Annotated in this window: 18 protein-coding genes; 9 read left to right on the top strand and 9 right to left on the bottom strand. The window is 58.5% G+C overall.

Translation table 11 applies throughout. The features are described from left to right. Positions 1-314 precede the first annotated feature (314 nt). Positions 315-1,511: an NnrS family protein gene (locus tag PG881_RS22360; protein WP_270802958.1), complete on the top strand. Its 1,197-nt coding sequence runs from the start codon at positions 315-317 to the stop codon at positions 1,509-1,511. A gap of 10 nt (positions 1,512-1,521) precedes the next feature. On the opposite strand, the gene PG881_RS22365 is transcribed toward PG881_RS22360, so the two are convergent. Continuing rightward, positions 1,522-2,091: a helix-turn-helix domain-containing protein gene (locus PG881_RS22365; protein WP_270802960.1), complete on the bottom strand. Its 570-nt coding sequence runs from the start codon at positions 2,089-2,091 to the stop codon at positions 1,522-1,524. A gap of 121 nt (positions 2,092-2,212) precedes the next feature. Here PG881_RS22365 and PG881_RS22370 point away from each other — a divergent pair, with 121 nt between their 5' ends. Both PG881_RS22370 and PG881_RS22375 read left to right on the top strand, forming a co-directional pair. Beyond that, positions 2,213-3,364, top strand: a complete 1,152-nt coding sequence (locus tag PG881_RS22370; RefSeq protein WP_118880241.1) for a benzoate/H(+) symporter BenE family transporter — start codon at positions 2,213-2,215, stop codon at positions 3,362-3,364. 150 nt (positions 3,365-3,514) lie between these two features. After that, entirely contained in the window at positions 3,515-4,579 is a 1,065-nt protein-coding gene (locus PG881_RS22375; RefSeq protein ID WP_270802965.1) for a DUF3103 family protein, read from the top strand. Positions 4,580-4,641: 62 nt separating this feature from the next. On the opposite strand, the gene metF is transcribed toward PG881_RS22375, so the two are convergent. After that, positions 4,642-5,538, bottom strand: a complete 897-nt coding sequence (gene metF, locus PG881_RS22380) for a methylenetetrahydrofolate reductase (protein WP_005306036.1) — start codon at positions 5,536-5,538, stop codon at positions 4,642-4,644. A gap of 328 nt (positions 5,539-5,866) precedes the next feature. Here metF and PG881_RS22385 point away from each other — a divergent pair, with 328 nt between their 5' ends. Further along, on the top strand, positions 5,867-6,658 hold the full coding sequence (locus PG881_RS22385; protein WP_270802967.1) for a GNAT family N-acetyltransferase: 792 nt from the start codon (positions 5,867-5,869) through the stop codon (positions 6,656-6,658). A gap of 63 nt (positions 6,659-6,721) precedes the next feature. Here PG881_RS22385 and PG881_RS22390 read toward each other — a convergent pair whose 3' ends face one another. From PG881_RS22390 to PG881_RS22400, 3 genes are all read right to left on the bottom strand, one after another. Next, complete coding sequence (locus tag PG881_RS22390) at positions 6,722-8,122, bottom strand: ABC transporter substrate-binding protein (protein ID WP_270802969.1); 1,401 nt, start codon at positions 8,120-8,122, stop codon at positions 6,722-6,724. 8 nt (positions 8,123-8,130) lie between these two features. Next, positions 8,131-10,110: a HAMP domain-containing methyl-accepting chemotaxis protein gene (locus PG881_RS22395; RefSeq protein WP_029305191.1), complete on the bottom strand. Its 1,980-nt coding sequence runs from the start codon at positions 10,108-10,110 to the stop codon at positions 8,131-8,133. A 219-nt stretch (positions 10,111-10,329) separates the two neighbouring features. Next, positions 10,330-10,941, bottom strand: coding sequence for an OmpW family outer membrane protein (locus PG881_RS22400; protein ID WP_011707635.1), 612 nt, complete (start codon positions 10,939-10,941; stop codon positions 10,330-10,332). A 324-nt stretch (positions 10,942-11,265) separates the two neighbouring features. On the opposite strand from PG881_RS22400, the gene PG881_RS22405 reads away from it, so the two are divergent. Beyond that, positions 11,266-11,391 carry a hypothetical protein gene (locus tag PG881_RS22405; protein ID WP_017410807.1) on the top strand — a complete coding sequence of 42 codons (126 nt, stop codon included), beginning with the start codon at positions 11,266-11,268 and terminating at the stop codon, positions 11,389-11,391. Here the strand turns inward: PG881_RS22405 and PG881_RS22410 are convergent. The 4 genes from PG881_RS22410 to PG881_RS22425 all read right to left on the bottom strand — a co-directional run bounded on the left by PG881_RS22410 (position 11,388) and on the right by PG881_RS22425 (position 16,797). After that, positions 11,388-12,890, bottom strand: coding sequence for a sensor domain-containing diguanylate cyclase (locus PG881_RS22410; protein ID WP_333563430.1), 1,503 nt, complete (start codon positions 12,888-12,890; stop codon positions 11,388-11,390). The genes PG881_RS22405 and PG881_RS22410 overlap by 4 nt on opposite strands. 6 nt (positions 12,891-12,896) lie before the next feature. Then, on the bottom strand, positions 12,897-13,073 hold the full coding sequence (locus tag PG881_RS22415; protein ID WP_270802973.1) for a hypothetical protein: 177 nt from the start codon (positions 13,071-13,073) through the stop codon (positions 12,897-12,899). Between the two features lie 140 nt (positions 13,074-13,213). Beyond that, positions 13,214-16,042, bottom strand: a complete 2,829-nt coding sequence (gene uvrA / locus PG881_RS22420; protein WP_270802975.1) for an excinuclease ABC subunit UvrA — start codon at positions 16,040-16,042, stop codon at positions 13,214-13,216. Between the two features lie 95 nt (positions 16,043-16,137). Beyond that, complete coding sequence (locus PG881_RS22425) at positions 16,138-16,797, bottom strand: LuxR C-terminal-related transcriptional regulator (RefSeq protein ID WP_011707638.1); 660 nt, start codon at positions 16,795-16,797, stop codon at positions 16,138-16,140. A gap of 524 nt (positions 16,798-17,321) precedes the next feature. Here PG881_RS22425 and PG881_RS22430 point away from each other — a divergent pair. From PG881_RS22430 to PG881_RS22445, 4 genes are all read left to right on the top strand, one after another. After that, the gene (locus PG881_RS22430; protein ID WP_219282220.1) at positions 17,322-17,900 is read left to right on the top strand and encodes a single-stranded DNA-binding protein; all 579 of its coding nucleotides are present in this window, start codon (positions 17,322-17,324) and stop codon (positions 17,898-17,900) included. 159 nt (positions 17,901-18,059) lie between these two features. Further along, a complete protein-coding gene (locus tag PG881_RS22435; protein ID WP_010635909.1) occupies positions 18,060-19,307 on the top strand; it encodes a tyrosine-type recombinase/integrase in 1,248 nt (415 codons plus the stop codon). After that, a complete protein-coding gene (locus PG881_RS22440; protein WP_042889248.1) occupies positions 19,294-20,856 on the top strand; it encodes a site-specific integrase in 1,563 nt (520 codons plus the stop codon). The genes PG881_RS22435 and PG881_RS22440 overlap by 14 nt, the downstream gene beginning before the upstream one ends. Next, positions 20,849-21,565 carry a hypothetical protein gene (locus PG881_RS22445; protein ID WP_270802982.1) on the top strand — a complete coding sequence of 239 codons (717 nt, stop codon included), beginning with the start codon at positions 20,849-20,851 and terminating at the stop codon, positions 21,563-21,565. Before PG881_RS22440 ends, PG881_RS22445 begins: the two co-directional genes overlap by 8 nt. Positions 21,566-21,613 lie beyond the last annotated feature (48 nt).

Here is a 21,613-nt window from a genome sequence, read left to right on the forward strand (position 1 = left end):
TGAGGAGGCGCATATTACGCTTCTCACTTCGAAAGTCAAGCGATTGTTTTCGCTTTTCTTTCGGCGCCCACTTCGCAAGGAAGCTGGCTCATCAGGTTGGCGTGTTCTGCCGTGCTGGTAGGGGCGCATTATAGGGAGCCGCGCCGAGATGACAAGGGCTTTTTCACCGAAAAGAACCGTTCGCTCAGATATGCAGCAAAGCGGTTCTATTTCGCTCGCATCACCACCATTTCGGGCTTTCATTGGATTTAAATTGAACATTTGAAAAGCCACTTTATAATTGGCTTTTCAAATGTTCAATTTAGGTTTCATTCATGCACCAGATCCTGGATAGCCGCAAAGAGGAGAAAATCGTTCCTCTGTTCCGCCTCGGGTTTCGGCCTTTCTTCCTGTTCGGCGCTTTGTTCTCGGCATTGGCGATGCTGGGCTGGCTCGGGCAGCTCAATGGCTGGTTCGTCATGCCGGGGATTGGCAACCCCATCTGGTGGCATGCCCATGAGATGCTGTTTGGTTTCGGAGCCGCGATCGTCGCGGGCTTCCTGCTGACGGCAGTGCAAAACTGGACCGCTCACCCCGGGGTTAGAAGCTGGCCCCTGGTGCTGGTCGTCGTGCTGTGGGCATTGCCGAGGGCCCTGCTGCCCTGGCTGGGCGAACACAATACCCTGCTGATGGCGGCAGATCTGCTCTGGCTGCCTCTTTGCGCCTGGTATCTGGCCAAACCCATCGTGGTCACCAGGCAGTGGCGCAACCTCTTCTTTGTGCCTCTGCTGGTCGTGCTGACACTGCTCAACGCCGCCAGCTGGCTGTGGCAGGCGCAGTGGGCTGATATGGAACATCTGCTCATTACTACGGTGCTCTTGTTTACAACCCTGATCGCCGTAATGGGAGGGCGAGTCATCCCCTTCTTTACCGCCAGAGCCACCGGGATGGAAAAAGCCGTCCCAATTCTCTGGCTGGAGCGCGCTGCCCTTGCCACGCTGTGGCTCACCCTGGTGAGCTGGCTGCTGCTGCCCACCCCATGGGCCACCAGCCTCTACCTGCTCCCTCTATATATAGTGGCGGCCGTTTTGCACTTGTGGCGCCAGTTGCGTTGGCGGCTGCCTTCCACCCTTGGCCAACCCCTCTTGTGGTCACTGCACCTCGCCTACCTGTTTATTCCTCTCGGTCTGCTCGCCCTTGGTGCTCTGGCTGCCGGCCTGCCCATCAGCCTGTCGCTGGCCAGCCACCTGCTCAGTGCCGGCTGCATGGGGACCATGATCCTGGGGATGATAGCCAGGGTCTCCCTTGGTCACAGTGGCCGGGCCTTGCAGGTAGGGCGCAGGATCCAGTGCGCGCTCGCTCTGGTGATCATGGCAGCCCTGATCCGGGTCGTGATCCCGCTGCTTTGGCCCGCCTATACCCTGCACGGCTGGAACCTGAGCGGCCTGGCCTGGAGCCTGGCATATGGTCTGTTTGTCTGGGTCTATGCTCCCATATTGACCAGCCCCCGGGCTGATGGGCGCCCAGGCTGACCCGGGTGGGTCAAGATCTGCTGGCCGGATAGTGGATCAAATTGTGGAAGATGGCAGGAGCCACTCCCAGATTGCGATAGCCATGGGGGCGGTCGGCCACGAAGCGCACCGCCTCCCCCTGCGTCAAGGAGCGCCACTCCCCCTCAACCAGCACTTCCATCTGGCCACTGATGACGATGACATGTTCGGTCACTCCGGGTTCATGGGGTTCTGATTCTCGCTGATAACCGGGCAACAGGGTCAGCTCAAACAGTTCGAATCCAAAACGCCCCTCATAAGGGAAGAGAGGGGCGACCTGCATCCCCTCTCCCGCCGGCTGCTGGCGAATCGCATCTGCGGTGCGATAGAGCACTTCCCCCTGCTCTGCCGGGGTCGGCTCGATGAAGCTGGAGAAAGAAACTCGAAAGCCGGTGGCAATCTTCCACAGGGTGGCCACCGTCGGGCTCGACTCCCCCCGTTCAATCTGGCCCAGCATGGCCTTGCTCACTCCCGTCTCCCGCGCCGCTACATCCAGGCTCCAGCCCAGTTCGCTGCGCAAGCCCTTCAGACGTTGGGCCAGATGCTGATTCATCTCTTGCATGACTGCCTCTTTGTTGTACTTTCTTGAATCGCCTCGTGCGCTATAGCGCACAAAGATATAGTCTGAAGCAATATTGTACGTAATAACGCACAAACCGTCACAACCCCACAAGGACGTCACCATGCCCTTTGCCCTTCCTCATCTGGTCGCCGGCTTCATCGCCGTGATGGTCGGCTATACCAGTTCGGTCATCCTGATCATTCAGGCAGCCACGGCAGCGGGAGCCGATGCTGCCCAGCTGGCGTCCTGGCTATGGACGCTGGGTATCGGCATGGGTATCAGCTGCATCGGCCTCTCCCTCTATTACCGCATCCCCGTCTTGACCGCCTGGTCGACCCCGGGTGCCGCCCTGCTCATCACCAGCCTGGGTAACTTCACCCTGGCCGAGGCCATCGGCGCCTTCGTTATCTCTTCTCTGCTGATCACCCTGTGCGGTATCAGCGGCTGGTTCGATCGGCTGATGCGCCATATCCCGGCCCAGTTGGCGGCGGCCATGCTGGCCGGGGTATTGCTCAAGTTCGGTCTGGATCTGTTCAAGGTCGCCCCGGCAGATCCCTTGCTGCTCGGCAGCCTGCTGCTGGCATTCCTGCTCGGCCGCCATCTCTGGCCACGCTATACCATGGTGCTGGTACTGGCGACCGGCATCCTCATCTGTCTGCTGAGAGGCCAGCTGCAGCTTGACACCATCCACTGGCAACTGGCCGGCCCGGTCATGACCTGGCCAGAGTTTTCCCTTGGTGCCCTGTTCGGCATTGCCTTGCCACTGTTCATCGTCACCATGACCTCCCAGAACATGCCGGGGATTACCATTTTGCGGGCCCACGGCTATCAGCCCGCCACCTCATCCCTCATCACCTGGACCGGCCTCACCGGTCTGCTGCTGGCGCCCTTCGGCGGCTATGCCTTCAACCTGGCGGCCATCACTGCGGCCATCTGCATGGGGAAAGAGGTGGATCCGGACGCCAACCGGCGCTGGCCCGCGGCAGTGTGGGCCGGCGGCTTCTACCTGCTGACTGGCTGTTTCGGGGCCACGGTGGCGGCGCTGTTCACGGCCTTCCCGGCGGCACTGGTGACCTGTGTCGCCGGGCTGGCGCTGCTCGGCACCATCGGCAGCAGCCTGCACACCGCATTGCAGCACGACGATGCCCGTGAGGCTGCCCTGCTGACCTTCATCATCACCGCCTCCGGCATCAGCCTGCTCGGCATCGGTGCCGCCTGCTGGGGACTGCTCGTCGGCATCATCCTCTATCAAGTCAACCAGCGGAGAAACTGACCTGACCATCTGGGGAGCCCCCCGTGAGACACCGCACATAATTCAGAAAAATTGGTTAACAGCTGAAACTAATTGCCATTAAGTGGTGTCGAGGCACTTCTTCTTCCCCGATGCGGGCCTCATGTCAGACTCATAAACTGGAGAATAATAATGAGGAATCAGGCTGTCATTTTGTTACTGGCACTGCTGGGCGCCACCACCGCCCACGCTGCCGACACCGATCGGGAGCTGGCCCGCCAGCTCGCGCTGCAGCAGAAGAACCTGCTGCCGCTGCTGAGCAATCAGGAGTACCAGAGCCCGCTGCCCAACTTGTTGCAAAAGGCCAGTCCGCGCCTGAAACGCCAGGCTCGGGATGCCAACCAGGCAGCCATCAGCCGGCAAGGGCTGGACGGCGAGGTCAAGGAGCTGATGCAGCTGCGACTGGCCAACCCGGAACAGGCCACCGCGCTGCAGCAGGGTGTCGAGCCGCTGGTCGCCTATGTGCCGAGCGGAGATGAGAAGAGCTGGAGCGCCATCGAAGCCTTTGACAGCGCCGGCAACCCCGTCTATCTGGATGTGGACAAGGCACCGGCCCGTCCGGTCCTGGTCGTGGAAGCTGATCCCGTCAAGGCCAAGAATGCCGGCCTCAAGGTGATCCGCAAGGCACTGGCTGCCGCCGACATGCAGGTGGCTCCCCGTGCGGCTGCCAGCACGGCCCCGCTCAAGACCAGCATCCTGAAGAAAATTCGGTTGAAGGATGATCAGGAGCCCTGGCTGCTGGGTGCGGCCGAGGTGTATGCGGTCGTCGCAGGGGTCAATCCCAGCCGGGATGAGCCCGTGGTCGACATCGTCGACATGCCCTATCTCGACTATGACAACACCGACTACACCCCCAACCAGATCCTGGTCTATTGGGATCGTTATCGCTGGGGTGCCGTCGACATCGTCATGATGGAGCAGGACGACAACGTCAACTACAAGGAGCTGAGCGGCCTGTTCATCAATGCCCTCAAGCTGGCCTTCACGGCTGGCGGCGTGCCCGAGGCACTGCCCTTCCTCGATCTCGGCGGTCGCATCGTCAAGGCGCTGCCCGACTCCTGGATGACCAACAACGATGACTATCTGGATACCTTCTACACCCTGGAGCAGGACCAGAGCTATCACCAGTACCCCGGCGCCGCCGGCAATGCGGTGATCGATCTCGAACCCAAAGAGATCGCCCCCACCAGACCCTGATTGGTCGCCATAACAAAAAAGCCAATGAGCAACTCATTGGCTTTTTTTGTACCCGCGATCCGTTACGGCTGGCCTTTCGGCCTCACCCCCAGGGTGTGGCAGATGGCGTAGGTCAGCTCGGAGCGGTTCAGGGTATAGAAGTGGAAATCCTTCACCCCTTCCTGACTCAGCACCCGCACCTGATCGATGGCGATGCTGGCCCCCACCATGTTGCGGGTCATCTGATCGTCATCCAGCCCTTCGAAACGCTGATGCATCCAGCGCGGGATCTTCACGTTGGTGAAGCCGGCAAACTTGGCCAGGGTCTGGTAGTTGGAAACCGGCAGGATCCCCGGCACGATTTCGGCATCGATGCCGATGGCGGCGCAGCGATCCCGAAAGCGCAGGTAGGTCTCGACGTCAAAGAAGAACTGGGTGATGGCGCGGTTGGCACCGGCATCAATCTTGCGTTTGAGGTTGAGCAGATCCGACTGCGCACTGCGCGCTTCAGGGTGCCCTTCCGGGTAAGCGGCCACCGAAATATCGAAGTCCGCTTCGGCCTTGAGCAGGGCCACCAGATCGGTCGCATACATCTCTGGCTTCTCCAGCCCCTGGGGCAGGTCGCCGCGCAGCGCCACGATATGGCGGATACCGCTGTTCCAGTAATCGCGAGCAATGGTGCGCAGCTCATCGCGGCTGGCGTCGATACAGGTCAGGTGCGGGGCGGCGATCAGACCGGTCCGCTCCTTGATGTCCTTGATCACCTTGTGCGTGCGATCCCGGGTGCCAGAGTTGGCACCATAGGTCACCGACACAAACTTGGGCTCCAGCACTTTCAGGCGCTCGATGGATTGCCACAGGGTATTTTCCATCCCTTCGCTGTTGGGCGGAAAAAACTCGAAACTGACCGATATGTCGCCACTCAAATCTGCCAGACTCTGGTTGAGTGCCTCAACCTGACGTGCGCTGTGAAATCCCATCTGCTCTCTCCCTGCCCTGCAATCCATTTCTCTACGTCAAAACGGATGTTTGGACGTCTAAACGTCTTTCTATCTTTATGAGAAAATGGCACAAAGTCAACACTGTTTTACAGCGAGAGGAAGGCCGCCGATTTTTATTTGGCAATAAAGCCAAAGTAACGATTGGCACCCCATCCCAAAATCCGGCGAGTCGCGTTATGATGAACGCAGATCGTCCTGGACGTTCTGAATCTGCGTGTGATTGTTTGGCCGGAGGTTTCTCCGGCCCCTTTTCAACCTCTTCCCCTTCCTGCCGATAACCAATTGAACCATTCGCAGGAGCATCATCATGGACACCCACCCCGGCTTTGCCACCGACTTGCTGTTCGATCGCTATCAAGGCAACGTGGTCGACCATGAGCAGTTCTGGGCCGTGCGCACCCCCGATGCTCCCGATTACTACTTCGGCAACTATCTGCTGCTCCCCTTTCCCCCCAGCGATCACGACAAAGGCTGGCTCGAGGCCAGTTTCGACAAGCTGATCGGGCAGGATCCCCGGGTCAGACACCGCACCTTCCAGTGGCCTCTCGCGGCAGGTCAGAACAGCCGGGTCGCCGGCTTCGTGGCGGCGGGATACCAGTACATGGAGTGCGTGGTGCTGGCACTGGAGGCCACCGACTGGCAACCGCCAGCCGCGACGGTGGCTGCGCGCCCCTTTACCTCGGCCGACTGGGATGAGTGGCTGGCCTTTGAACTGGAGGAGCGGGATCCCGGCCACTCGGAGCAGAGCTACCTGCCCTATCTGCAGTCACGCCGCCAGTTGTACCAGGCGATGATCGGGGACGGGCTGGGTCAGTGGTGGGGGATCTGGCAGCAGGAACAGCTGGTCGCCAGTTGCGGTCTCTTCTTCACCGATACTCTGGGCCGCTTCCAGCTGGTGCGCACAAGGCAGGCATGGCGCAATCAGGGGTTGTGTCGTCAGCTGCTGAGCCAGGTTGCCAGGCACGGGCTGACGCGGGTTGACCGGCTCATCATAGTGGCCGACGAGCACTATCACGCCCAGCGCGTCTATCGCTCGCTCGGGTTCGCTCCGGTGGCCCGCATCGGCAGTCTCTGCCGCTGGCCCCACTCGGTGCAGTGACTTCACAGACTCACAGCAAAGAAAACGGGAGGCTGATGCCTCCCGTTGTTTATCTGCCGGCAGCTATTGCTGCGGTGTTTCCAGCTCGTTGGAGAGCGCCTGCTCCACCTCGGCCGACGGAGCCGGCAACGGCGCGGCAGCGGCAGAAGACTCGGTGGTCGCAGTTGCAGCCGATGCTGCGGGCGCGGCGGCCGGGACATCACACTGGCAATCGACCCCCTTCACCTTGTTGCCCTGATGAGGCGGATACCAGCCCTTCAGGCCCTGCTCCAGCCGATCGGCTGCCGCCTTGGGCTCCATCTTGCCGAGCAGCACGGCCTGACTCACTTCAGCCAGCTCGTCCCCCAGCTTGGGCGTACCGCGGGAGAGGATCTGGGTGGCCACCCGGATGGTGGAGTCGCACTGATCCCGCCACTCCATCATCTCCTTCGCCGCCGGGTTGGTGACCTCGAAGAAGTGGTTGGAGAGGGAGAAGAAGCCCGGCAGCGAGTTGGTATAGAGCTCGGCGAACTGCGGCGTGGTCAGCCACTGCAGGAAGGCCATGGCCGCCTCCTTGTTCTTGCTGGCCGGGTTCATCCCCATTCCGATGTCGGTGTGATCGGTAAAGAAGCAGCCATCGCCCTGTTTTGCCACGGGCGGGCGCATCACGCCAAAGTCCACCTTGCCGGTGAAGGGGGCTATCTCCCAGGAACCCGCCACGTAGAAGGCGGCCTTGCCCGAGGTGAACAGTTCGTTGGTCGCGGCATAGTCGCGGCTCTCGCCGCCTTCGCCGAGGTAGGGGCGCCAGCGCGCCAGCTCCTCGAACACCTTGACGTAGGGCGGGTTGTCAAAACGCTCCTGCCCCCCGATCAACGCCAGGCGACCATCCTCCCCCTTCCAGTAGTTGGGGCCTATGTTCTGGAAGCCGAGCTCGGAGGATACCCAGCTTTCCGAGCCGCTCATGGCGAGCGGCACATAGCGGCCATCGGCTTTCACCTTGTCCAGCGCCGCGAAGAAGGCATCCCGGGTTTGCGGCACGCTCAGCCCCAGCTCACTGAAAATCTTCTTGTTGTAGAAGAAGCCGTGAATCACCGAGGCCATCGGCACGCAGAAGGTCTGGGCGCCGGAGTCGGTCTGCCAGGGTGACTGGGCAAAACTTGGGAAGTTCTCCATCCCCGACATCTCGGTCAGCTCCGCCAGGTGGCCCGCCTTGAACAGGGCGAGCGAGTCATCAAACGGCCGGCAGGTGATGAGATCCCCCGCCTTGCCCTCTTTCAGACTGGCCCACAGGGTCGGCATGTAGTCGACGTTCTGCACCCCGTTGAACTTCACCTGGATACCCGGGTGGGAGGCCTCGAAGGCAGGAATGATCTTCTGCTCCCACAAGGCCTTGTCATCAATCCGCCAGCTCTCGATCACCAGCTCGCTGGCCATCAGCTGACCACACAACAGGAGACTCAGGGCCCCGATCCACTTGTTAGACATAAGCCCTCCTAAACCTTGAAATGTGCGATCAATTGCTGCTGCTTGGCGACCAGATCCGCCAGCACTTCACTGCTGCCAGCCGACTCCCGCGCTTCCCGTTCGGTCTCGTAGGCCACCTCGGCGATGCCGGAGATATGGCGGGCCACCCCCTGGCTGACCGAGATCTGCTCCTGGGCGGCGTGCGCCACCTGATCCGCCATCGCCTTGATGGCGCTCATCCGGTCGGCGATGGATTGCAGGGCCGCATCCATCTCCCGGGTCTGCTCGACACAGTTGTGGGTCTGCTCCTGACTGCGCCCCATCACCTCCACCACCAGCTTGCTCGAGCTCTGCAGATTCTCGATCATCGCCTGGATCTCTTCGGTCGAGGTCTGGGTCCGGTTGGCCAGTGCCCGCACCTCGTCTGCCACCACGGCGAAGCCACGGCCGGCATCGCCGGCCCGCGCCGCCTCGATAGCGGCGTTCAGCGCCAGCAGGTTGGTCTGCTCGGCGATGCTGCGGATCACGTCGAGGATGCTGCCGATGTTGTTGCTGAACTCACCCAGCTTGTAGGTGATGCCAACAGCCTCCTCCATAGCGCCTGCCAGCTGCTCCGTGATGCGACGGGTGGTCGCCACCTTCTGGCGACCGCTGCGGGCTTCATCATCGGCCAGATCCACTTCCCGTTTGGTGCCATCGGTGGAACGGGCCACCTCGGTGGCACTCACCTCCAGCTCGGTGATGGCGGCAGCCACCTGATCGGTCTGACTCTTCTGATCCTGTACCCGGGACACGGCCCTTTCGCTTATCTCGGCGGCGCGGCTCGCTTCCTCCACCAGATGGCGGGAACCGGCATTGATCTGGGAGAGCAGCTCGCCGGTTTTGCCGGCCAGGGTATCGATGGAGCGGGAGAGTGCGCCGAATTCGCAGCTGCTGCGATAGTTGATGCGGCGGGTCATGTCCCCGGCCGCCATGTAATCCAGCTCCTTGTTGATCATCTGCAGCGGACGCTGAATGCTGCGCGCCGTGGTATAGCCGATGATGAGGGCGGCGGCGGCCGAGATGGCGGCCACCACCAGGATCCAGAAGCTGGCGCTGCTGACCGCATCATCCGCCGTGGTGCGGCTCTGGCTGGCAATCGAGCCGGCCGACTGTCCCATCTCGTCGAGCAGGCCCAGGCTGTTGATCAAGCTGGCATCGAGCTGCTGATTGAGGGTCTGCAACGAGGCAGCCAGCTGCTGGGCATTGCGCATGGTCGCCAGCAGTCCCTGCTGGCCAAGTGCCAGCTCCTGCATCCGGTCAAGGTTGGAGACGAAGCGCTGCTTCACGTCATCCGGCACCAGCACCCGATCGAGCCGCTTGCGGGCCATCTCGATGTCCTTACTCAGCACCTTCTCCAGCTCGTTGAGATCGGTCTTGGCATCCGCACGACGGATATTCTTCAGATCGCGCGCGATGCCCGAGGTGATGAGTTCAGCCTTGTTGCGCATGGAGCGTTTGCTGGCGGTCTGCTGCAGCAGCAGATCGGCAGCCCACTGGTAGGTGTCTTCCAGCCGGATGAAGGCAATCTCCAGCTTGTGGCGCTGATCCTGGGCATTGACCCATTGGCTGTGCTGGGAGAGCACCTGTTCAGCCAGGCCGTAGAACTGCTTGGTGGCGGTATCGACCTGCTGAAAACGAGAGCCGGCCTCGGCCACCCCGCTAAACTTGTCCATCTCCTGGCTCAGCTGACTGAAACGCGCCTGCTGCTCCTTGAATTGGCTGGCCAGCTGCGGCAGCTGGCTTGCATCCTCGTTGGTCCGGTAGACCAGCACCCAGCGGTTGCTGTCCTGCAGGGCGCCTTTCAGGCCGGCCACCGCAATCACCAACGGGGTTGCCCGGTCGGAGACCTGTGACAAGCCATCGTTGATGCCCCTGATCTTCAGGGTGCTGATCACACCCAGCAGGATCAACAGCAGCAGCATCAACACAAATCCGGCGATGATCCGCTGCACAATAGATAAACCCATGGAGACATCCTCACTCGTGGGGGAAAGGTAACGTGAACATAGACACTATCGGCACAAGGGGCGAATTATAGAGGGGAGACCGAGGGTATTTTATTGATCTATATGGGGTTGGATCACAGTTGACGGGGGACGCTTTGCGCGTAAAAGGGCCCGGACTGTGCCGGGCCAAAGAGACATGCTAGCTGTAACGGCCCGTGGGGGGGCCAACCCTGTGTCCTATCAGAAGCGATAGCCGACACCAAACATGAAGGCCATGGGATCGATGGAGGTGTTGATGGTACCCACGGCGGTGTGCACGTCGGTATCGATATCCATGATCCAGGCGGAGGCGTTGACGAACCAGCGATCATTGATCGCCATGTCCAGACCAACCTGACCGGCCATGCCCCAGGAGGAGTCCACGCTCACGTCGGTGCCATCCAGCGCGCCGCGGCCCTGCTCATCGAAGAAGGTGGTGTAGTTGATACCGGCACCGATATAGGGGCGTACCTTGCTGTTGGCATCACCGAAGTAGTACTGCGCCATCAGGGTCGGCGGCAGGTGCTTGACCTTGGCCACTTCACCCAGACCGGCAGTGGATACCGAGTGGGAGAAGGGTGTGGCTGCCAACAACTCGACACCCCAGTTGTCAGTGATCAGATAAGAGAGCGTCAGACCCAGCTGCATATTGCTGTCGATTTCCAGCTCGCCGGTACCCAGCACGTTGTCACTGCTCGTTTGCGGAGAAACAAAGGCCAGGCCGCCGCGCACCAGAATATCACCAGCCTGGTGGGCCATGGCGACGGGAGAAGCGAGCGCGGCCGCGATCATCAGAGGAAGGATCTTTTTCATCACGTTTTCCTTTTAGTTTTCGTTTTATATGTTGCAAGCCTGAAAACTATAAAGGGATGTGAATGCGGAGTTATTGATTTAGCTCAAACGTTACCAAGAAATAGATAGATGTGTACAGCAGCTTAAAGCCCCCGAGATATGGCTGATAATTGGCAGAATAAACAATAAAAACATACTGATACGTCAATTCAAAATCAAACCAGCCACATTAAAGGATAATTTAAATACACTTTATCGGAGCTTTAAACGGCTAAAAACGGTTGTTTCACTCGCTCAACCAGAGTATTTTTGCGAGCCATGTAGCCGGGCTGTAAGAAATTCTTTATGAAACCACAAACCAGAAGGGACAAAATAGTAGCCATACTGGCGGCCATCTGGGGTATTGGCTCCTTCCTGTTTATTTTATTGGGATTCGTTCTCGGCATGGCGCTATTAATTCTGACCCACTAAGCCGACTGGCTAGTGTGAGACGCCTGACACCGCAGCCACTCCCCCGCTACAATCTGCTCCGGGTTCAAATCCCACTGCGCCGGCCCCAGCTCCCCGCTATATCCGTGCCAGCGATTCCTGCCCTCCTGCTTGGCCCGGTACAGCGCCATATCCGCCAGTTTGAAGCTCAGATTCCAGAACGAGTCCTCCAGCTCCCGATGCAGGGGGTAATCGCAGAATCCCAGTGAAGCCGTCATCCAGAGCGGCAACTCTTCGCGCCCGAAGCGGCAGTCGGCAATCTTGCGGCGCAGACGCTCGACCCGCTGGGCAACCCGTGTCGGCTCATCTCCCGTCAGCAGCAGCAAAAACTCCTCGCCACCCAGCCGGATCAGCGGCTCCTCCTCAGCGAGGGCCCCCCGCAGCAACTCTGCCAGCTGGCATAACAGCAGATCGCCGATGTCGTGGCCGAAGCGATCGTTGACCTGTTTGAAGTGATCCAGATCCAGGATCAGCAATACCCTGCCTGCCGCCAGCGCATCGCGATTGAGCAACCATTCATCGAGGTAGCGCCGGTTGAAGGCGTGGGTCAGCGGATCCGTATAGGCGGCCGTCTCCATCCGGGTTGAATAAGCCTGCAAGGCGCTGTGGTGCAAGCTGATCCTGGCCGCCATCTCCCGGAACTTGCGACTGAGCAGCGCCATCTCCTGACTGCTGTCGATGATCGGCAACACGCTCACATCCTGCTTTTCGGCAAACTTGTGCAGCGCCCCCACCAGCTCGCCGATCGGCCCGAGCACGATGGCGCGCAAGCGGGACAGCGCCATCAGAATGCAGGCGAAGCTTATCAGCAGCATGCCGATGAAGGTCCAGATCGCCCCCTCCATCGCCCCCCGCAACACGTCACGCTCCTCTTCCACAATCAGGGTCAAGACGGGGGTGCCGTCGTTGTCGAGCAGCAACCCCTCTCCCCTGACACGCTGCAACCCCAGATCCACCAACCGGTAGCTCATGTATGGCTTGAACGGCTTGAAAGAGCCCAGATGCTCGCCAGTTCTCGGCTGGGCAATGGTCAAGGCGAGCGCGGTCCGCGCCGCCAGATCGTCCAGATAGCGTTCATCCAGCCAACGGGTTGCCAGCAGATAGCCATTGGGTTTGGCATCGCCGAGGGTATTGGTCACCGGCTGCAGCGAGAAGATGAGCGGCCCCCATAACGAGCCTCTCACCCCGCTCAGACTGTGGATCCCCCCCTGCCGCGATTCACGCAGCAGTTGCAGCTTGAGGTCATCCAGAAAGAAGGGAAGCAGGGTGGTGTCCGTATCAAGCGCCTCCGGCAGCAGGGTGCGAGTCCAGATTTCAGAGCCCTGCAAATCCATATAACTCAACACGTTGAGCTCAAAGTCCCGCATCGGGGTGTCGACCAGCAGATTGGAGTGGATATAGCCCTGATTGGGCCTGGCCAGGAAGTGATAGCTCTCGTCCCAGATCCCCCAATCCCGGGTGAAGGCATTGATGGCATTGATGTCGCCCTACACGGCCCTGACCACCCGCTGCAGATGATCCTGCATCCGCCGCTCCTCGACCCGCTGCGCCGCCGGCACCTGGGCCAGCGCGATCACGATGAGCAGCATCAGGATGGCGCCAGCCCAGACGGGGAACATGGAGTAGGCCAGCAAATGATCGATGGAGCGGGACGGTTGAGCCATGAACGCCAATATCCTTTGAATGGCAATGCGAAACGGGAAGGGTCTTGCCCCAAGTATGGAGTATCGGCCCGTCTGGAGGTCACTGAATTACCACAATAAAAACAAGGGGCCCAGGGCCCCTTGTCACATTATTGAACGGATTATCGCGCCAGCAGCGGCGCCAGGAAGCGGGCCGTATGGGAATCCTCGCAACGGCTCATCTGCTCCGGCGTCCCCGTCACCAGGATGCGACCGCCGCCGGCGCCCCCCTCCGGCCCCAGATCGACGATCCAGTCGGCGGTTTTGATGACGTCCAGGTTGTGCTCGATGATGACGATGGTATTGCCACGATCCCGCAGCTGGTGCAGCACCTTGAGCAGCTGCTGGATGTCGTGGAAGTGCAGCCCGGTAGTCGGCTCATCCAGAATGTAGAGAGTCTGACCAGTATCCCGCTTGGAGAGCTCGCGCGCCAGCTTGACCCGCTGCGCCTCACCGCCAGAGAGTGTGGTGGCCGACTGGCCGAGCCGGATATAGGAGAGGCCCACGTCCATCAGGGTCTGCAGTTTGCGCGCCACCGCCGGCACCGGATCGAAGAACTCGCGGGCATCTTCCACCGTCATCTCGAGGATTTCGTGGATGTTCTTGCCCTTGTACTTCACCTCCAGGGTCTCGCGGTTGTAGCGCTTGCCCTTGCAGACGTCGCACGGCACGTAGACATCCGGCAGGAAGTGCATCTCCACCTTGATGACGCCATCCCCCTGACAGGCCTCGCAGCGCCCCCCCTTCACGTTGAAGGAGAAGCGGCCCGGCTGGTAGCCGCGCGAGCGCGCCTCCTGGGTGCCGGAGAGCAGCTCGCGGATCGGAGTGAACAGGCCGGTGTAGGTGGCCGGGTTGGAGCGCGGGGTGCGGCCGATGGGGCTCTGGTCGATATCCACCACCTTGTCCAGATGCTCCAGCCCCTCCACGCTGCGATAAGGCGCCGGCGTGGACTCGGTGGCCTTGTTGAGCTCGCGGTGAGCGATGCGGAACAATGTGTCGTTGATCAGGGTCGACTTGCCGGAGCCGGAGACGCCGGTGACGCAGGTCATCACTCCGATCGGCAGATCCAGGTTGACGTTGCGCAGGTTGTTGCCACTCGCCCCCTTGAGTTTCAGCCACTTGCCGGTGAGCTGCGTCCGCTCGGCGGGAATGGCGATCTGCTTGCGGCCGGAGAGGTAGTCACCGGTCAGCGACTCCGGATTATTGATGATCTCCTCCGGCGTGCCCTGGGCGACGATGGCGCCGCCGTGCACCCCAGCTCCCGGGCCGATGTCGAGCACATGGTCGGCGAGGCGGATAGCGTCCTCGTCGTGCTCCACCACGATCACCGTGTTGCCGAGATCACGCAGATGAGTGAGGGTCTTGAGCAACCGCTCGTTGTCGCGCTGGTGCAGGCCGATGGAGGGCTCGTCCAGCACATACATAACCCCCACCAGACCGGCACCGATCTGGCTGGCCAGCCGGATCCGCTGGGCCTCGCCGCCGGAGAGGGTCTCGGCGCTGCGCGACAGGCTCAGATAGTTGAGGCCCACGTTCACCAAGAAGCCAAGCCGCTCGACGATCTCTTTCAAGATCTTCTCGGCAATCTGGGCGCGCTGGCCGGTGAGGTTCAGCCCTTCGAAGAAAGCGAGCGCATCGCCGATGGACTGCTCGGCGATGGCCGGCAGGTTGCGGTTGTCGACGAACACGTGACGCGCCTCCTCCCGCAGCCGGCTGCCACCGCAGCTGGCACAGGATTTGTTGGCGATGTATTTGGAGAGCTCTTCACGCACCGAGTTGGATTCGGTCTCCCGGTAGCGCCGCTCCATGTTGTGCAGGATCCCCTCGAACGGGTGCTTGCGCACCACCACGTCGCCGCGATCGTTCATGTAGCGGAACTCGATCTCGGTGCGACCGGAACCGCGCAGGATCACCTCCTGGGTCTTGATCGGCAGATCCTCCCACGGCGTCTCCAGATCGAACTTGTAGTGCTCGGAGAGGGATTTGAGCATCTGGAAGTAGTAGAAGCTGCGCTTGTCCCAGCCGCGGATGGCGCCATTGGCCAGGCTGATGGCCGGATCGCCGATCACCTTGGCCGGGTCGAAATATTGCTGCACCCCGAGGCCGTCACAAGTCGGACAGGCACCGGCCGGATTGTTGAAGGAGAAGATGCGCGGCTCCAGCTCCGACATGGAGTAACCGCACTCCGGGCAGGCGAAGTTGGCGGAGAAGGTCATGGGGGCAACCCCCTCCTCCCCGTCCATCGGCACCACCAATACGATGCCACCGGAGAGGGTCAGCGCCGTTTCGAACGACTCGGCCAGACGCAGCGCCAGGTCATCGCGCACCTTGAAGCGATCCACCACCACCTCGATGGTGTGCTTCTTGTGCAGCTCCAGCGCGGGCGGGTCGGAGAGATCGCACACCTCGCCATCGATGCGGGCACGGATGTAGCCCTGGGCCGCCAGATTTTCCAGCAGCTTGGTGTGTTCCCCCTTGCGATCGCGCACCACCGGGGCCAGCAGCATCAGCTTGCTCCCCTCGGGCTGGGCCAGCACCTGATCCACCATCTGGCTGATGGTCTGGGCGGCGAGCGGAATGGCGTGAGTCGGGCAGCGCGGCTCACCGACCCGGGCGAACAGCAGACGCAGGTAGTCGTAGATTTCGGTGATGGTGCCGACGGTCGAACGCGGGTTGTGGGAAGTGGACTTCTGCTCGATGGAAATGGCGGGCGAGAGCCCCTCGATATGGTCGACGTCCGGCTTCTCCATCAGGGAGAGGAACTGGCGGGCATAGGCGGAGAGTGACTCCACATAGCGGCGCTGCCCCTCGGCATAGAGGGTATCGAACGCCAGAGAGGATTTGCCCGAACCGGAGAGGCCGGTGACCACGATCAGCTTGTCGCGGGGCAGGGTCAGATTGATGTTCTTGAGGTTGTGGGTGCGAGCACCCCGGACCACGATCTTTTCCATCTTGTTGCACGCTCGATACGGAAACCTGAGCGAGTCAGTATGGCATAGAGACTACTGGATGAATAGACAGGTTTTATCCATCATCCCCATCGATTTCAGAGATACTCCTTGGCCCAGCTCACCGCCTGCAGGCGGTTCTTCACGTTCAATTTCTTGAAGACATTGTAGAGGTGGGACTTGATGGTGTGCTCGCTCACGAACAGGCTGTCGGCGATCTCGGTATTGGAGGCCCCCGTCATCAGGTAGCGGATGATCTCCTGCTCGCGCACGGTCAGCAGCGTCTGGTTGCGCAGGTGGTGTTCCCCGCCCTTGCGGTAGTAGTTGACCAGATCGCACAGCAGATGGCGCGGGATCCAGTACTCCCCCTCCAGCACCTTGCGAATGCCGAGCACCAGCCGATCCAGCGGATCCTGACAGAAGAAGAGCCCGCTGGTATGGGGCCACATCAGCAGCAACTCCCGATCCGTACTGGTGGGGGCATTGAGCAGCACGGTATTGGCTTCCCCGAAGCGGCTGGAAATCTCCCGTGGCCACCCCGTTTGCTGGCTCGACTTGAGGTAATCCAGATCCACCAGAAACAACGGATGCGGCTCGAGTTCATCCGCTTGAGGCAGGGCTTCCAGTGCACTCACCAGCAGGATGGGCAGAGCCAGCTGTTCGGCCAGGTAGCTCTGAAAGCTGGTCGCCTGCGCATTGTCTTCGGTTACCAATACGATGGGATATGGGGTGATCATGAAGCGCTGGTCCTTGAACATTCCGGCCATGGTGTTTTTCGGCAGCAGAGAGTACCAAGCCCCCCGCAGGCTGCAGCATTAAAAAAGTATTAGACGCCGATGCGCCTCCTTTGAAACTCACCAATTTTCCAAGCAATACAAATAACTAGCCGAGCCCCCCCATTTGGGTGAAATACTGGCCCCTGGCCGGACAGGGGCTGTCACACCGGCCTCCGGCCCCCCCTTCTCGTCTTGACCGTTCGATGATATGACTCCCCGTTGCGGCTCACTTGCTGGCCAAGGTCGGCCTCGTGTAAGTTAATCCTTCGTTCGGCGGACACGGGATGGAGCGTCAGGAAGATGTGCGCTCTTTCTCCCCAACTGTTACTATTGCGGGCAAAATCTGAAAACGGGGAAGCGGCCAACTGGCGCGCTGAACCGGACACAGTCATCACATGAGTGGCGGGGCCGCCCAGCAGTGTCGCCTATCTCACAGAAAACAAACGATATGTTGAATTGGCCCGGGCATATGGCCCGGCCGGTATATAAAGGGTGGAAGAGAGATTATGGCCAGTCGAGGCATCAATAAAGTCATTCTGATCGGTAACCTGGGGCAAGACCCGGAAGTGCGCTACATGCCGAGCGGCGGTGCCGTGACCAACATCACCCTGGCCACCTCCGACACCTGGCGTGACAAGCAGACCGGTGAGCAGAAAGAGCGTACCGAGTGGCACCGCGTTGTCTTCATGGGCAAGCTGGCTGAAGTGGCTGGCGAGTACCTGAAGAAAGGCTCCCAAGTCTATGTTGAAGGCAAGCTGCAGACCCGCAAGTGGCAGGATCAAAGCGGCCAGGAGCGTTACACCACCGAAGTGCTGGTCGATGGCTTCAGCGGCGTGATGCAGATGCTGGGTGGCCGTCCGCAAGGCGGCGCCGGTCAGGGCATGGGTGGCCAGTCTCAGAGCAACTGGGGTCAGCAGCAGGGCATGCAGTCCCAGCAGCCGATGAACCAGGCGCGTCCTGCCCAGGCTCCGCAGCAGAACATGCAGCAACAGGGCGGCTATGCTCGTCCGGCCCAGCAGCCACAGTCTGCACCGCCGGTGTACAATGAGCCGCCGATGGACTTCGACGACGACATTCCGTTCTGAGATTGACCTTAGAACAAAATGTAAAGAATTGACGCATAGGCCCCTGTTAAAGCAGGGGTTTTTTGTTTCTAACGCCGGGAGAAAGTGTCTTGTATCAATTGGTGATGTTTAACATGTAGTGTACCTTGTAATTATGTAATGTTTATGGGTTGTGGGCGCATGGAAAAGAACTACAGAGTTACAACATTTGTCATGGATAGTGGCGAGCGCTACTGCATGGTGGTGGATCGTGCTACTGGCCTTCCCATGTATTACCCAACTTTGTTTTTAACAACCCAAATCCGCAATAGAGGCAATGCTTTCTCAACAACGCTAGCTGCTGCTAACAACCTAGTCTTGTTGTTACGCTTTGTAGATCGTCGAGGCATTAACCTTGAGCAGCGGTTTTTGAACAAAGACTTCTTTAAGCCACATGAGCTGGACGATCTGCGCGATTTTGCTCAGTGCAAGCAAGGAAAGAAGCCATTGATGGTGCCCTCTAAACCTTGGTTGGAAGATGCAACGATCAATACCGTTGATAACGGGACACAGCATTCTCGGCTGACAACCTTTGCCAACTACTTACGCTGGTATGCGATGCATATCTTAAAGACGCCAGAATTGGAAGTTGTTGAACAGATCAATGCCATGGCGGAGCAGACAAAGATGCGGCGACCGTCTAAAAAGGGCAGAAACAGTGATTTGCAAGACAGGTCATTGAGTGATGTTCAATTGGATGCACTATTTGAACTCATCCAGCCTGGATCAGAGTCAAACCCTTTCTCAATAGATGTCCAGCGTCGCAATCGACTGATGATCTTGCTTCTGTTTTATCTTGGTATTCGAGGTGGTGAATTGTTAAACATCAGAATACAGGATATCGATTTTAGCACGAACAGGATCCGTGTCGTGAGGCGAGCAGATGAACGAGCGGATTCGAGAACCAATGAGCCTAATGCTAAAACTAGAGAGCGGCTATTACCGTTGGCTGAATCCTTAGTTCAAGAACTGCATCGTTATATCACCCAAGATCGTCGTAATGTCCGAAATGCGAAGAAAAATGACTACCTGTTCGTGACTTACAAGCGTGGGCCAACTGTGGGAAACCCTATCTCCAAGGGGGGGTATCACAAAATATTTACCGTGGTCAGGGCCGTTTCGCCGCAATTGTATGCAGCAACAGGGCACTCGCTCCGTCACACATGGAATCGCAAGTTTTCAGAGCGAATGGATGCCATGGATGAGCAAGTCAGCGAGGAACGCCAAGAGCAAGTCCGCTCGTACTTAATGGGTTGGAGGGCGGGCTCAGGAACCGCAGCGACTTACAACAAGCGTTTCATTCAGCAAAAAGGGTTTGAGGCCGCTTTGGCATTACAAAAAGCTAACGGTACTCGCTTGCCTGAGGACTTGAAGAATGATGACGAATAGCATCTTACCAGCATTAGATCCCGAGCGAATCTCGGCAAGGGCGAACGGATACTATTTTATGCTGCATGATCAAAAATGGCGGCTAGATAAAAACACCTCTATTCCGGTTGGAGTGCTACATGGACTTCTGGAACCAGAGTCTCTGAAGGGGGCTCTTTATACACTGTCATTTTATGCAAGGAACATGTCTGCTGCTCACGTACATAGTAGTTTCTGGTGTTTCTTAGCAATGATTCGTGCAACTAAAGCTACTCGTATTGACGATGTCATGTTGATTGGATACAGGTCTTCTTTGGATGCGGCTCATGAATATCGGTTAGGTGTTGTTCGCACCTTCCTGCGACAGTGGCACAAGCTGGGTTATTCCGGTGTTAGCAAGAACGTGGTGTGTTTACTTGATGGATGGAGGCTAAAAGGGGTGCGTAAGGGGGATGCGGTTAAGCGATTGGATCCTCTAGAGGGGCCGTTGACGGATAATGAACTTCAAGCGTTCAACGAGGCGGTTGTACGAGCTTATGAAAAGAGCTTAATTACCATTGCTCAGTTGGCTATGGCTCTTAGCGTCAGTCATACGGGGCGTCGCTCAATCCAGATCTCGCAGCTGCGCGTGGTTGATATTCTCTGCGGAGAAAATGAAAAGGGTGAACCCTTCTATGTATTGAATGTGCCGCGAGCCAAGCAACGTAATAGCTTTTTTCGCGAACGCTTCAAGCCCTATGCGATGACTCTCGAACTATGGGCAGTCCTGAGTGCTCAGGCAAAGAATGCTGTTGCTCTGGTTGAGAATCGTCTCGGGATTGAATTGCAGGAAGCTGACCGGCAGCAGATCCCTCTGTTTCCTGATCTTGATGTGCTAGCGACCATCCAATCCCCTTATGAATTCCGCCAACTGATTGCCACTGACAAACTCCATATCGCCGCTTCAGTGATAACTAAAACATTCCACTTAATCGTAGAAGAATCAGATATCCGGTCAGAACGTACTGGTGATCTATTGAATATCAATGCTCGCCGTTTTCGTTATACCACGGGCACACGGGCTGCCCGTGAGGGTTTTGGCGAGTTGGTAATAGCGGAACTGCTTGACCATTCCGATACTCAAAACGCAGGTGTTTACGTCAAAAATATCCCCGAGCATGTGAAAAAGCTGGATGAGGCGATTGGGCTTCAATTGGCGCCATACGCTCAGGCATTTGTCGGGGTACTTGTCGATTCAGAGAGGGATGCTCAGCGAGGGAACGATCCTACCAGCCGTATTCGGACCGAGATGGGTCAGGGTGTTGGTACTTGTGGCGAACATGGCTTTTGTGGCGCGAATGTCCCGATTCCTTGCTACACTTGCATGCATTTTCAGCCATGGCTGGATGGCCCACATAAAGATGTCTATCAGGGCTTGCTTAATGAGCGTGAACGGGTGAAAGAGATAACTGGCGACATCCAGATTGCTGCTGTGCTTGATCGTAGCATCATCGCGGTGGCAGACGTGATCATGCGTTGTGCTTCTCGTCGTGAAGAGCTTAGCCAACAGGGATTAATTACCAATGGCTGAGACTTTCCAGTTCAAGCCAAAGGCTACGCTGACAGCAACAGATAATCTTGAAGCATTCATAGCCAAGTGCCGACATCAACTGACCGTATTTGGTTCTGACCTCAAGTGGGAAGATCCTGTTTGGCCAAACATAACTGTGTTTTCCAAGTTGGGCATCACTACTCGCAAACCTAAACCTCAAGAGGTACAAGACCCAGCGTTCATTGATTTCGCCAAAGCCTATTTCCGTTACCAGCAGGGGCATCGTCTCACGGGGACAAAGAATGAAAGTAAGGCGCTCCGAGCGGTTGAGGCTGCATTGCTTCAAGTAACTGGGAGCGCAAATATTGAGGGCCTGTCGATTTCCGTGCTTGATGAAGCCGCTGAATTAGCAAGGCAGCACTACTCAGATGGCTCAGCATATCAATGCGGTCGAGAGATTGAGCGGCTGGCTAAGTTTGTAGTCGAACACCAGCTTGTATCAAGTGCAGTGCACAATTGGGTCAATCCAATTAAGCGTGCTGACGACAAGAATAAAACAGGTAGAGAGGCGAAGAAAAATAGGGAAAAGAAACTTCCAAGTGATATTGCCCTCAATGCGTTGGCAGAAATTTTTGCCAACGACCCAATTCATGAGCGAGACATATTCACAACATCGGTATTTGCCATGCTGATGTCAGCACCGTCACGCATTTCGGAGGTGTTAGGGAAGGTGCGAACAAGTCCCTGATATGAGATCATGTTTGTCATCTGGAGCCATGGAACAGGGTTCATCATG

Source organism: Aeromonas sp. QDB54 (assembly GCF_027707385.1).
In the GTDB taxonomy this organism is placed as follows: Bacteria; Pseudomonadota; Gammaproteobacteria; order Enterobacterales; family Aeromonadaceae; genus Aeromonas; species Aeromonas hydrophila.

Coding starts and splice junctions, on each gene's coding strand:
- PG881_RS22360 (WP_270802958.1), top strand. CDS start 315: ATGCACCAGATCCTGGATAGCCGCAAAGAGGAGAAAATCGTTCCTCTG.
- PG881_RS22365 (WP_270802960.1), bottom strand. CDS start 2,091: ATGCAAGAGATGAATCAGCATCTGGCCCAACGTCTGAAGGGCTTGCGC.
- PG881_RS22370 (WP_118880241.1), top strand. CDS start 2,213: ATGCCCTTTGCCCTTCCTCATCTGGTCGCCGGCTTCATCGCCGTGATG.
- PG881_RS22375 (WP_270802965.1), top strand. CDS start 3,515: ATGAGGAATCAGGCTGTCATTTTGTTACTGGCACTGCTGGGCGCCACC.
- metF (WP_005306036.1), bottom strand. CDS start 5,538: ATGGGATTTCACAGCGCACGTCAGGTTGAGGCACTCAACCAGAGTCTG.
- PG881_RS22385 (WP_270802967.1), top strand. CDS start 5,867: ATGGACACCCACCCCGGCTTTGCCACCGACTTGCTGTTCGATCGCTAT.
- PG881_RS22390 (WP_270802969.1), bottom strand. CDS start 8,122: ATGTCTAACAAGTGGATCGGGGCCCTGAGTCTCCTGTTGTGTGGTCAG.
- PG881_RS22395 (WP_029305191.1), bottom strand. CDS start 10,110: ATGGGTTTATCTATTGTGCAGCGGATCATCGCCGGATTTGTGTTGATG.
- PG881_RS22400 (WP_011707635.1), bottom strand. CDS start 10,941: ATGAAAAAGATCCTTCCTCTGATGATCGCGGCCGCGCTCGCTTCTCCC.
- PG881_RS22405 (WP_017410807.1), top strand. CDS start 11,266: ATGAAACCACAAACCAGAAGGGACAAAATAGTAGCCATACTGGCGGCC.
- PG881_RS22415 (WP_270802973.1), bottom strand. CDS start 13,073: ATGGCTCAACCGTCCCGCTCCATCGATCATTTGCTGGCCTACTCCATG.
- uvrA (WP_270802975.1), bottom strand. CDS start 16,042: ATGGAAAAGATCGTGGTCCGGGGTGCTCGCACCCACAACCTCAAGAAC.
- PG881_RS22425 (WP_011707638.1), bottom strand. CDS start 16,797: ATGTTCAAGGACCAGCGCTTCATGATCACCCCATATCCCATCGTATTG.
- PG881_RS22430 (WP_219282220.1), top strand. CDS start 17,322: ATGGCCAGTCGAGGCATCAATAAAGTCATTCTGATCGGTAACCTGGGG.
- PG881_RS22435 (WP_010635909.1), top strand. CDS start 18,060: ATGGAAAAGAACTACAGAGTTACAACATTTGTCATGGATAGTGGCGAG.
- PG881_RS22440 (WP_042889248.1), top strand. CDS start 19,294: ATGATGACGAATAGCATCTTACCAGCATTAGATCCCGAGCGAATCTCG.
- PG881_RS22445 (WP_270802982.1), top strand. CDS start 20,849: ATGGCTGAGACTTTCCAGTTCAAGCCAAAGGCTACGCTGACAGCAACA.